Raw genomic sequence first — 12,512 nt, 5'->3', positions numbered from 1 at the left:
TACACAGGGGCATACCGCCTTATGATTCACTGATAATTGGTTCAAAAACCAACTTATTTTCCTTTTTGAGACTGAAATCAATATTTTCATTCACTAATTGATCCTTGACACCGCCGGTCAAATTCAACGCAGAGGATAACACTTCAGGATCGCCGATTGACGTTATTTCAAATGGCGCACTGTAAGTAACCCCGTCAACTGTGATTACCGGCCCCGTGCACAGGATATATGAATCGTGCTTGAGTCTTTGGCCGTTAATCGCCACCGCAGAAGCTCCGGCAATATACATTTCATTAATGACTTTGTATACATGGTGCTCATGGACAATATAATTATTTACATTGGGGTCATCCGGGTTATATTGGGAATCCGATAATGTCACACTAACTCCGGGACCCTCCACTTTCACTTTCCCCAGGAACATCCTGTACTTTTCTGCATCTTCAGCCAGATTAAAGTAAATTTGTTTCTCCTGGGACAGTTCCTTTTCAATGTCTACGACTTTTTGCTGTTTTTCATATACTTCATTCTGCAAGTCGGAATTATTTTCCTGGAAACCTATGAGCTGGCTTCGGAGCTTATCTTCCCTTTGCCACTGTCCATCGGTCAGCTGTGCCCTCTCCTTTTTTTCAGAATTGGCAAGGCTGTAAGAAAAAGCCAGAATAAAACCCAGGACCAAACAGACCAGGGATAAGGTAACATGCCTAACTTTCACTTTCATCTTCATTACTTCCTGCTTCTCCTTCCGTATCATATTCCCTGAAATAAGAGCCGACTTCCAAGTCTATGACTCCTTTGGATGATTCGTCAAGCTGGCTGACGATGGAAGGATAATGAACCATCTTTTCAGAAAAAGTCCTGATGGAAGCACTGACTTCATACCCATCATTCATATATAAGGACACATGGTACGGGTCAGTTTTTTTTGGAGAAAGAACAATTTCAGAGATGGAGTTCTTGATTTCCGCAGGCAGTCCCTTCAGTTCTGTCACCATCTCTTTTAGAACAGCGTCCTCTTTAAATCCTATCAGTATGGGAGCATCAGTGGGAAGTGAAGATAGTTCCCTTGAGTCAAGGCGGTCACCATTTTCAAGGATGGGATAAAAGCGGGACTCATTGATCAAGTAGGCTGCTTTTTCAAATTCCTTTATCTTTACTGCTACAGTGTTTGGAAGCTGCAGCTTCACTTCAGCCCCCGAGATTTCAGGGATTTTTTCAAGTTCCTTTTCCGTCTTTGACCTGTCGACACTCCAAACGTTCATTCCTTCTGCAATCGATATCTTACCAAGGACCAGTTCTTTGGAAACCAGGTGATTCCCGGTTACCTTGATATTCTTTACCTGGCTTAATGAAGACTGGAAATAAACCACTGTCAGAATCAGCAAAAGAAAAAGAGACAGTAAAAATATAAGTCTGCGATTTGCTTTTTTCTTTCGGTGTTGTTTCAGTTTCGGTATACGTTCCTCCAAGGACACAATTTTTCCCTTGTCCATAATTTTCTTTTCCCTCCAATTTCCATACCGCACAAGGAAAGGCTTGTCCTATTCCTTTATGTAAAAATCATTTTCTCATTTTGTGGTTACATCTGTTTGACCTGTATGAAATCAGAGCTTTCGATTTTCTTAGCAATACCTTTATTTTATATGAAGGGAAAAGATGATTAAAGAGGGTAGACGATTATTTTCACAATATTTTTCTATTTTTTGTATATGCAGAACGCACCAAAGGGCGGTTTTCTGCTTTTCATACAGAAAAACCCCAGAATATTCCACAAAATTATAAGGGGTCGAGATTATCCCCTAAAAGCAAGGCCTCTCAGCGTATTCCCTATACTACTATATATTAAACTCACACGGGCAGCGATTATCAGAATGTCATTGAAATGTAAATAGATTATGATTTTGTTACATATAAAGCAGCAGCGGCCATTCAGCTCCATACAGACAGGAGGTGCTTCCGCATGCTGATTTCATATGCCCGAGAGATGATTCCAGGACACTGAATAGATTCATACCTTTTCAAGTCCTTCCCTTCATCCTGACCTGGAAATTCCCGCCTTCCGCTCTTCCTTTTTTTATCATACAAAAAACCGAAACGCAGTATCATCTGCATTCCGGTCTTCGCTTTTAATATCTTGAATATCTGCTGATGTTCAATAATACTCCAACTGCAAGCAGCATCAGAGTCAAGGATGAACCTCCATAACTCAAAAACGGAAGGGTGATGCCGGTTACTGGCATCAAGCCGGTCACAACCCCCACGTTGATCATCACCTGAATCGCTATCATTGAGACAATCCCGACTGCCAGGAAGCTTCCATATAGATCGGGAGCCCCAAGCGCTATGCGAATACCTCTCCATAGGAGGAGTGAAAATAAGAGCAGAACCAGGCTCCCGCCGATGAAACCTAATTCTTCGGCCAGGATTGCAAATATGAAATCATTTTGCGGTTCGGGCAGATAAAAGAACTTCTGCCTGCTCTCGCCAAGTCCCAAACCAAGAAGCCCCCCCGGACCAATCGCATAAAGGGACTGAATCATTTGAAACCCGCTCCCCAATGGATCTTCCCATGGATCCAGAAATGATGTAATCCGTTCCATCCGGTATGGTGCAGACAGCACCAAGCCAGCAAAACCGGCAAGACCAGCAAGCCCCATCATAGCGAAATGGCTGATTTTGGCTCCAGCGATGAATACCATTACTACAGCCGTTCCAACCATGACAGTGCCTGTCCCCAAATCAGGCTGAAGCATGATCATCCCAAAGGCTGTGAAGACAAGAAACAGCGAAGGGACCAGACCCTTACGGAAAGAAGTTATGTACTTCTGATTTTCCGATAAAAACTTTGCAAGGAAAGCAATCATTGCAATTTTCATGAATTCAGACGGCTGAATCGAAAAAGCACCGACTCCAATCCAGCTGCGCGAACCGTTTCTGAGAACCCCGACACCCGGTATGAGAACAAGCACCAAAAGCACAAAGCAAACGATTATAATTACTTTCCCCCAGGTTCTCCATGTCCAATAATCGACATTCATGATAAAAAACATAGCCAGAACCCCAACCCCTGCAAAAAGCATCTGTCTTTTTGCGAAGAAAAAGGTATCATCGAATTTGTAATCTGCCCAAACCGCGCTCGCGCTGTAAACCATGATCAGCCCGAGAGCCAGCAAAGAAAGAGTTACAACAATCAGAATGAAGTCTGGAGTAGATTTTTTCAAAGGCAATCCAAACACCTCGATAGACTTATTTGAGCCGTTTCGAGCAATCAAACCTTCGATTCCGATGTCTTCACAAGATGTAATTCATCCTTTATTGCTCCAAGAAAGACAAGCCCTTATTTAAGCTTATGCACCTCTTCGATAAAAATGTCACCGCGGACTTCAAAAGTACGGTACTGATCCCAGCTCGCACATGCAGGCGAAAGCAGGATTACGTCTCCTTGTTCAGAAGCCTCGTAAGCGGCAGGTACTGCAGCCTCTACATTATCGACATGTTTTACCGTTTGTATCCCTGCTTTGGCTGCTGTCTCGATAAATTTAGGAGCTGTCTCCCCAAAAGTGATGAGGGCTTTTATATTGGTCATATAGGGAATCAGCTCATCGAAGCTGCCTCCTCTATCCAGTCCTCCAGCAAGCAGTATCGTCGGCTGTTCAAAGGCTTCCAAAGCACTTTTGGCAGCCAGGACGTTGGTTGCCTTTGAGTCATTATAGAATGACCTCCCATTAAGAGTCCTGACAAACTGGGTCCTATGCTTAACACCAGTAAACGTTTTAAGGACTTCCTGAATGGCTCCGTTCCCGATACCACTGACCTTCGAAGCAATGACTGCACACAGGATATTTTCAAGGTTATGTTTTCCAGGCAGAGCTATCTGTGATATATCAATGATTTTTTCATTGTTAAAAAAGATGTGACCATCCTTGATGCTTGCCCCTTGTTCCAAATGGTTCTTAGTGGAGAAGTATATTTTCCTGGCTTTGGAAAAATGTAAAAGCTGATCCAGCTCAGGCTGATCCGCATTGATGATAAGATAATCATCTTCCGTCTGGTTGGCAGTGATATTTGCTTTCGCTTTGGCATACTCATCAATTGAACCGTGATAATCAAGGTGCGCCTCATAAAGATTGATGAAGATACTTATCTTGGGACGGAACGTGTCGATCCCCATCAATTGAAAGGACGAAAGCTCAATGACCACGTTGTTTTCTTCTGAGGCAGTCTGGGCAACTTCAGAAGCGACAGTTCCGATATTCCCCGCTATCAAAGGGTGCTTACCGCCTTTATCAAGCATCTCATATACTAAAGTTGTCGTTGTCGTTTTCCCATTTGTCCCCGTGATGCCTATGAAGGGAGCCTCTGAAACCAGATAAGCCAGCTCCACTTCAGTCAATACAGGTATCCCTTTTTTCACTGCTCCGCTTACCAAAGGGTTGTCATAAGGAATTCCAGGATTCTTAACTATGTAATCAAAACCTTCATCCAGCAACTCAATGGGATGACTGCCGCATATGACCTTGATTCCTTGCTGCAGCAGTCCTTGAGCTTCCGGATTCTCCGAGAATGGCTTTCGGTCATTGACTGTGACGAATGCCTCAAGCTTGTGCAGCAGCGAGGCTGCGCTGACCCCGCTTTTTGCCAAACCCAGTACCAATACTTTTTTATGCTTGAATTTAAGAGTCGTTTTCAATTATATCCACACCTCTATATAGATTCCTAGTACTGCACACAACAGACCGACAGTCCAGAAAGTCACGACTACTCTCCACTCGGACCAGCCTACAAGTTCATAATGATGATGAAGAGGGCTCATTCTGAACACCCTTTTTCCAGTAGTCTTAAAGGAAATCACCTGGATGATGACAGACAGTGTTTCAATGACGAAGACCCCGCCTATCAAAACAAGCAGAATCTCAAGCTTTGTCAGGATTGCAATCGCTGCAATGGCCCCTCCAAGAGCAAGTGAACCTGTGTCCCCCATGAACACCTTTGCGGGATGGGCATTAAATACAAGGAACCCCAATACTGCTCCCACCACCGCTACTGCAAAGATGGAAACATCGTATTGAGATTGATTCCAAGCAAGTACGGCCAGTGCCCCGAATGCTATGGCTGAAGTTCCTGAGACCAAGCCATCAAGTCCATCAGTCAAATTGACGGCGTTGGAGAAACCAACAAGCCAAAATATGATGAATAATACATAAAACCATCCCAGGTCGACACTGATATCTGTCAACGGAATGGAAACAGTTGAAGCAAAATCATTCTGCTGATAAACATAGAAAAAGACAGCGGATATGATGATCTGCCCCGCAAGCTTCTGCTTGGAAGTCAGCCCAAGGTTCCTTTTCATGACAACCTTGATGAAGTCATCGAGAAAACCTAATATACCGAAGCCGATCGTAACCAGGAGCAGGAGGAATGTTTCAGCGCCGAACTCTGAGTATCGGTTTGTTATGAATAGTGTGGTTATAAGGATAGACAGCAGGAACACCAAACCTCCCATTGTCGGTGTCCCGGATTTTTTTTGATGGGATTTCGGCCCTTCTTCCCTGATGCTCTGGCCAAATTTAAGCCTTCTCAGGAAGGGAATGAAGATTGGCGAAAGCACAACTGTTACAATGAAGCCCATTAGTATCGCATAAATGATTACATTCTCTGCCATCTTATTCCCCTCCCTTCAATTTTAATGATATTTCCGCAGATTTCCTGTATTTCAAATATTGATTCTGGTTGGTAATTGTTTGTAGTTTACCCATTTCTTCGTCTCTGAATATAAATATTGTCATTTTTCCCCACTCTTCTTGTTTCGTATTATAGTAATAATGATCAAGGATTCCTAGTACAGCCTCTATTATATTGTCTGTCATGAATAAAGGAAAATGATTCGGCAGCCAGGCAGGGATTTTTTCATCTTTCCGCCAAAAAGAAGCCACTGCACCATGGTGGATCGCTTCAAACAGGTCCTTGCCGGATGAGGGAATGTAAAGGCCTTTGGGCATATCCACCCCAACCTCCGCGGTCACCATCTCAAAATATAATGCAGTGTCCTTTATGCCCCTGGAACCGGAAGCTGCATTCTTCACTTCTGAATAACCCAGCATCACTTCAACCTCTTAATAGCAGACTTGGCAGCCTCTCTATCGTCAAATGAATGCACCTTGTTACCGATGATTTGATAAGTCTCATGCCCCTTGCCTGCTATAAGGACAATATCACCCTTACCGGCAATGGAGACAGCTTGATCGATAGCCTGCTGCCGGTCAATGATGACGGAGTAATTTACATTTGTCAGACCTGAAGTCATGTCCTCAATGATGTCTTCAGGGTTTTCATTCCTGGGATTGTCAGAGGTAAAGATGACTTGATCGCCATATTTACAGGCAATTTCTGCCATGACTGGCCTTTTGGTCCTGTCCCTGTCCCCACCGCAGCCAACGACCACTATCACTTTTTCTTCCGTGATGGTTTCAATTGTCTTTAATACATTTTCAAGGCTGTCAGGTGTATGTGCATAATCGACAATCACTGAGAAATCCTGGCCAGCTTCTACCTGCTCAAACCTGCCGCTGACCCCTTTGATTGATTCGAGTGCAGCTTTGATCTTAATTAACGGAATATCGGCGGCCGCTGATGCCGCTGATGCTGCAAGTACATTATAAACATTGAACCTGCCTGCAAGCTGAATATCCATGTGTGTCTTTTCTGCCGGGGTTACCAAGGTAAATGAAGACCCATTTGGCCTGAGCTGGATATCTTCTGCGTAAAAGTCGGCATCAGAGCTCAGTCCGTAGGTAAGAACATGGGCGGCTGTGGAATGGATGAAAAATTCAGCAGAGGGGTCATCCCTGTTGATGACAGCGAACTTTCGCTTAGTCGCATTGTAAGTGTTGCCTAATTGTGAGAAAAGAAGGCTTTTAGCACTTTTGTATTCCTCCATGGTCCTATGGTAATCCAAGTGATCCTGGGTAAGATTGGTGAACACCGCTATATCGAAATCACACCCATGCACCCTTCCTTGATACAATGCATGTGAAGACACTTCCATTATGGCTGTTTCAACACCCGTTTGAACGAAATCACCAAAGAGCTGCTGAAGAGTCAGGCTGTCAGGCGTCGTATTCTTGCTGGCTATCACTTCATCTCCTGTTTTCACATATAAAGTACCGATTAAACCTGTTTGGTCCCCCCTGAAGCTGAAAATCCTGTCAATCAGATGTGTTGTGGTCGTTTTCCCGTTCGTGCCGGTGACACCGATCAGATTCATTTTAGAAGAAGGCTGGCCGTAGAAATGATTGGCAAGGACAGCCATTGCCCTTTTCGAATCCTTTACAATGATCACAGGGACAGCCAATTCCAATTCACGCTCGGAAACAACCGCTGCTGCACCAGAGAGGACTGCTTCATTTGCTAGAGTATGGCTGTCCACTTCGGATCCTTTTATACAAAAAAATAAATCACCATTATTCACATTTTTATGATGGTTCTTTAAGTTTGCAATTTCAGGATTTCCCTTGCCCTTGGTCTTATAAAACGGCAATACTCCCAGCAAAGTTTGCAATTTCATTATTTCAACTCCTCATGTATGTAAAGCAACCATATTTATTTTACAGAAAAACAAGTGCAAAATCTATCAACCTTTAAGATTAGTTCTTGGCAATATTGCTCGATTGGTGATTGAAAGCCAAAACAGTCCGGACCATCAGCATTAACCGCCTTGTTAATACATTATGTCGCTGACCTGCAAAGAATGAATCCTGGAAGATGATTGCCTGAAGCCAAAATTCCAGAATCGGCTTCAGGCATATGGTTCCTGCAGTCACTGAGTTTTATTGATGCTGATCATACAATTAACCAAGCCGATCATTCGGCCATCTGAATGCGGATGGTTGCACCCTCTTTAATTTTGACACCCGGATCTGGTGACTGTGCTGCAACCTTGTTCCCTTCCCCGCTGATGTCAAGCTTAAGGTTGATCAGCTGCTGTTGAAGTTCCTTTCGGGACATACCTATCAAATCCGGGGTTTCCAGAAGCGGGGTATCCAGCCATGTTGTTTCTTTTTCAATCTGATCTTTTCTTGGCGGGACACCCATTGCCCGTAAACTATCGCCGATGATATTTCCTACAATCGGGGCAGCCACGACTCCTCCGAATTGCACTGTCCCTTTGGGATTATCAACTGCAAGATAAACGACAATTTCCGGTTTATCAGCAGGTGCGAATCCAAGGAAGGAAACAATATGGTTATTTTCCATATACCTGCCGTCTTTGACTTTCTGAGCTGTTCCTGTCTTACCTCCGACTCTGTATCCTTCAACAAATGCTCCTTTTCCGGTACCTTGAGCAACTACACTTTCAAGGGCATATCTGATTTGTTCGGATGTTTCCTTGGAAATCACCTGCTTCTTTGCTTGCGGGGTATTCCTCATGACCACTTCCCCCGTTTTTGGATCTACAAGCTCCTTTGCTACATAAGGCTGATAAAGCGTTCCTCCATTAATTGCTGCCGATACTGCAGCAACCTGCTGAATCGGTGTCACGGCCACACCCTGGCCAAAAGCAGTCGTTGCCTGTTCAACGGGTCCGACCCTGTCAAGATTGAAAAGAAGGCCTTTTCCTTCTCCCTGAAGATCGATTCCTGTCTTCTGGCCGAATCCAAAGTCCTTAATATATTTGAAGAGCGTCTCTTTTCCAAGCCGTTCCCCCAATTCTACGAATCCTGGGTTACAGGAGTTCTGGACAACTTCCAGGAAGGTCTGGGTTCCATGGCCACCTCTTTTCCAGCAATGAAGAGTGGACCCTGCAACCTCCACATGTCCCGGATCATGGAATTTTTCTTTTGTGAGATCGACCTTCTTTTCTTCAAGTGCGGCGGCCAGTGTGATGATCTTAAAGGTGGATCCCGGCTCATAAGTACTCCAGATTGGGAGGTTGCGGTTATAGATTTCCTGAGGGACATTCCTGAAGTTTGCGGGATCAAAGGTTGGCCGGCTTGACATCGCCAGGACTTCCCCTGTATTCGGATCCATTGCAATGGCTATTATCCCATCTGGATTATATGCTGCTTCTGCTATATCAAGTTCCCTTTCTATTATTGTCTGAACTTTTGTATCAATCGTTAATTTAAGATCAAGTCCATTGACCGGTGCTTCATAATCATCAGCCATGTCAGGCATCCTTTTGCCTTTTGCATCTGAGAAGAACTTAACAGAACCCCCATCTCCGCTTAATTCCTTATCATAATAGAGTTCAAGTCCCATAAGTCCCTGGTTGTCGATGCCTGCAAAGCCAAGTACATGTGAAAGATAGCTGCCAAATGGGTAATATCGTTTCGAATCCTCTGCTATATATACTCCTTTAAGGTTCAGATCACGTATTTCTTTTGCTTTTTCATAGGAAATCTTCCTGGCTTCATTGATTCTCACCATTGAAGCGGACTTCGTGACATATTTGTACACATCCTCCAGAGGGAGGTTCAGTGCTGCCGCAAGCTTTTCTGACGTTTTTGCCGGATCGGTAATTTGCCTTGGTACCACGAATACTGTAGGCGCACTCTGATTTGCAGCCAATTCAACACCATTCTTATCTAATATCTTTCCCCTCTCCGGCTCGAAGGGAATATTCCTGCTCCAGGAATCTTTTGCCCAGCTCGTCAGCTTGTCCCCCATAAAAAACTGGACATAGCCGAGCCTTGCATCTATAACTGCAAAAATTAAAATTCCCATTACAAGCGCAAGCGCCAGCCGTTTCCTCACCGTTACATTCGAAACCCTTTTCACACCCAGTACCTCCCCTTATTTGGCTCGTTCAATTATATGCCTGTACAAAGGAAAGTATGTTGGTTTCTCTAATCGTCCAGCTGGCAGACAGACCAGGAAGGATTGCGAAAAGGCCGGAGGATTCCCTCCGGCCTTTACGATCAGTTTAATGGAGCTTCTTCATCCGTTTCATTTTCGTTCTTCTTTTCGTTCAATTGCTGCTCAGGGCTCTGGAAGGTTACAACCAATGGTTCAGACTCAGAGAATGTGGAGTCCGGCTTAATATTCTGCTTGGTCACATATCCCGTTCCTACCATGTTAAGGTCAAGGTTTGCCATCTTTGTAACTTTCAGCACATCCCTTACAGACCAGCCTTTCATATCCGGTATAGTCAAGTTGCCATCTGTACGAAGAACGATCCTCTCGCCTTGCAGCAACACCTCTCCAGGTGATGCTGACTGTTCAGTGACCGTCTGTCCATCTCCAATAATGACGGCAGAAAGCCCTGACTCTTCAAGTTGTTTTTTTGCCTTCTGAACCGACTCGCCTGTTACGTCAGCAAGCTTAGATCTTTTCAAGCTTTCAGTCTCCTGCGGCTTGATATTCAAGTATTTCAAACTGTTCAGCATGACCGGATTAAACACTTGCGAAACCGGATCTGACCCAATTTCCGTCGGCTTTAGCTCAGGCTTTTTAATCGCCACATAGACGATCAGTTGCGGATCGTCCGCAGGAGCCATACCCAAGAATGAGAAAAGGTAATTTTCTTTCCCCACTTGGTATCCACCGTTTTTTTCATCAGGTATCTGAGCCGTACCTGACTTGCCCGCAACATCATAGCCATCAATTGCAAACTTCTGCCCGGTTCCCTTCTCAGAAGTTACTGTGGTCGCAAGATATTCCCTTACCTTTTTGGCTGTTTCTGCAGAAATGGGGTTTCCTGCAACTTCCGGCTCAGTTTGTTTAACGATCTTCTTTGTATCATGGTCAACAATTTTTTCTATCACATATGGTTTCATCATTTTCCCATTATTCGCTATGGCCGTTTCCGCCTGGATAACTTGAAGAGGAGTGACAGTGGTTCCTTGGCCAAATATCGTCGTATACTTCTCAATAGGATAATGGTAAAGGATTTTGCCGGCTGTCTCGTTAGGCAGATCGATGCCTGTTAACTGACCAAACCCAAACTTATCCAGGTACTCACGATACCGTTCCTGCCCTATCTCATCCATCAGCTTTGCAAAAGCAACATTGGAAGATCTCTGCACCCCTTCAAGGTAAGTTATGCTTCCCCATCCTTCACCGCCGTTATGATCCCGGATAGGTACGGGATTTCCATCGACAAAGTACTTACCGGATTCATAATATGCACCCGGAGCAAAGACCCCTTCCTCGACTGCTGCTGCAAGGGAAAAACTTTTAAAAGTAGAGCCAGGCTCATACGAAGACTCAACAATTTCATTTTGCCATGACATTAAATCATCCCTTGTGTCAGGGTGAAATGTCGGTCTTTGGGACATGGCCAGTATCTTACCGGTTTTCGGGTCAGCCACCACTGCGAGCATTTTTTCAGGTTTGTACTGTTCATCCACTTTGCTCATTGTTTCTTCAAGAAAAGTTTGAATTTTTTTATCTATCGTCAGATAAACATCGCTTCCGTTATGCGGGGGAGTCACATGTTCTTTGCTCTGCGGAAGAATATATCCCCACTTGTCACTGTCATATTTCACCTTGCCGTCCGTTCCGGTAAGGTATTTATCCAGGCTTTTCTCAATACCCATCTTACCGACGATATCGGTAGTCTTCCCCTCCTTTTCTTCTTTCTGGGCAAACCCGATTAAGTGGGAGGAGAAGATACCGTTGGGATAAAATCGTTTGGATTCCTTCACGAACGTAATCCCCGGCAGTTTCTCTTTTTCTATCTGGAGTTTCATCTGATGGGATATCCCCCTGCCTGCACTTCCAAATTCCACTTGGAAAAGGTTGTTCTCAATCCCTTTTGAAAGGCGGTCTTGGAGGGATGATCGGTCAACCTCCAATAGAGATGACAGCACCTCTGCCGTCTTTTGAGGATCAGTAACATGCTTTGGCTCCTTACTGTCTTTCGAGACGGACTCATCGAGTATGGCAACAAGTGTATATGCCGATGTATCTTCAGCAATCACTTCTCCTTTTTGATCAAAAATCGTCCCTCTTGCTGCTTCTAAAACACCGCTTTTCAAGTACTTCTTGGCAGCCTGTGCGGCCAATACCTTCCCATCAGCTTCTCCTGTCACCTGTATTGTGACGAAGCGTACCATCAAAACAAAAAAGAGCAGGCCGAAAAATCCAAAGAGGATGGCCGCTCCAATTCTCATTCCTGGTCTCTTGTTCATTGACTCTGCACAACCTTAACATTCTTTTCTTTCAAATCAAGACCAAGTTCTTTCGCTTTTTCCAAGATTCTCTCATATGTACTCAGTTCACTGATTTGCAATGTGAGGTCGGTATTTGCTTTTTCCTGCTTTTCTATTTGTGACTGAACCACCTGAATATCTTTATTGGCTTTATAAATGGACGATTGTGTTGAAATGATGTTAACTGCCATGAAACAAAACACCACACCAATGATCGCTGCCAGGATTTTTTCCCCCGGGGTGATCAGCGGGCGTCTCCCTTCTCTCACCGGAAGTGCATCCTGCTGACGCTGAGGCTGTTGAATCGTCTGCTCTCTATAGTTTCTTGCTAAATTGCTCACTCTCTCTACTCCCTCC

11 protein-coding genes are annotated in these 12,512 nt (G+C 44.4%); all 11 read right to left on the bottom strand.

Translation table 11 applies throughout. From position 1 onward, the window contains the following. Window positions 1-19: 19 nt before the first annotated feature. Window positions 20-727, bottom strand: a complete 708-nt coding sequence (locus D3H55_RS05295; RefSeq protein ID WP_119545879.1) for a DUF881 domain-containing protein — start codon at window positions 725-727, stop codon at window positions 20-22. Then, window positions 705-1,493, bottom strand: coding sequence for a cell division protein FtsQ/DivIB (locus D3H55_RS05290; RefSeq protein WP_119545878.1), 789 nt, complete (start codon window positions 1,491-1,493; stop codon window positions 705-707). Before D3H55_RS05290 ends, D3H55_RS05295 begins: the two co-directional genes overlap by 23 nt. Before the next feature lie 633 nt (window positions 1,494-2,126). Beyond that, the gene (gene spoVE / locus D3H55_RS05280) at window positions 2,127-3,227 is read right to left on the bottom strand and encodes a stage V sporulation protein E (protein ID WP_119545876.1); all 1,101 of its coding nucleotides are present in this window, start codon (window positions 3,225-3,227) and stop codon (window positions 2,127-2,129) included. Window positions 3,228-3,337: 110 nt separating this feature from the next. Next, on the bottom strand, window positions 3,338-4,690 hold the full coding sequence (murD, locus tag D3H55_RS05275) for a UDP-N-acetylmuramoyl-L-alanine--D-glutamate ligase (protein ID WP_119545875.1): 1,353 nt from the start codon (window positions 4,688-4,690) through the stop codon (window positions 3,338-3,340). After that, entirely contained in the window at window positions 4,691-5,665 is a 975-nt protein-coding gene (mraY, locus tag D3H55_RS05270; RefSeq protein WP_119545874.1) for a phospho-N-acetylmuramoyl-pentapeptide-transferase, read from the bottom strand. Between the two features lies 1 nt (window position 5,666). Further along, on the bottom strand, window positions 5,667-6,104 hold the full coding sequence (locus D3H55_RS05265) for a hypothetical protein (protein WP_119545873.1): 438 nt from the start codon (window positions 6,102-6,104) through the stop codon (window positions 5,667-5,669). Beyond that, window positions 6,104-7,567, bottom strand: a complete 1,464-nt coding sequence (locus D3H55_RS05260) for a UDP-N-acetylmuramoyl-L-alanyl-D-glutamate--2,6-diaminopimelate ligase (protein WP_119545872.1) — start codon at window positions 7,565-7,567, stop codon at window positions 6,104-6,106. Before D3H55_RS05260 ends, D3H55_RS05265 begins: the two co-directional genes overlap by 1 nt. 79 nt (window positions 7,568-7,646) lie before the next feature. Continuing rightward, complete coding sequence (locus D3H55_RS24040; RefSeq protein WP_168412973.1) at window positions 7,647-7,823, bottom strand: hypothetical protein; 177 nt, start codon at window positions 7,821-7,823, stop codon at window positions 7,647-7,649. Window positions 7,824-7,863: 40 nt separating this feature from the next. Beyond that, complete coding sequence (locus D3H55_RS05255; protein ID WP_276310203.1) at window positions 7,864-9,780, bottom strand: stage V sporulation protein D; 1,917 nt, start codon at window positions 9,778-9,780, stop codon at window positions 7,864-7,866. Window positions 9,781-9,920: 140 nt separating this feature from the next. Then, window positions 9,921-12,134, bottom strand: a complete 2,214-nt coding sequence (locus tag D3H55_RS05250) for a penicillin-binding protein (protein WP_119545871.1) — start codon at window positions 12,132-12,134, stop codon at window positions 9,921-9,923. Next, the gene (gene ftsL, locus D3H55_RS05245; RefSeq protein ID WP_119545870.1) at window positions 12,131-12,496 is read right to left on the bottom strand and encodes a cell division protein FtsL; all 366 of its coding nucleotides are present in this window, start codon (window positions 12,494-12,496) and stop codon (window positions 12,131-12,133) included. Before ftsL ends, D3H55_RS05250 begins: the two co-directional genes overlap by 4 nt. Window positions 12,497-12,512 lie beyond the last annotated feature (16 nt).

The sequence above is a fragment of the Bacillus salacetis genome (assembly GCF_003581585.1).
In the GTDB taxonomy this organism is placed as follows: Bacteria; Bacillota; Bacilli; order Bacillales; family Bacillaceae_B; genus Rossellomorea; species Rossellomorea salacetis.
Note: the sequence above shows the minus strand (reverse complement) of the source record. Positions and strands in the feature narration are given on the sequence as shown.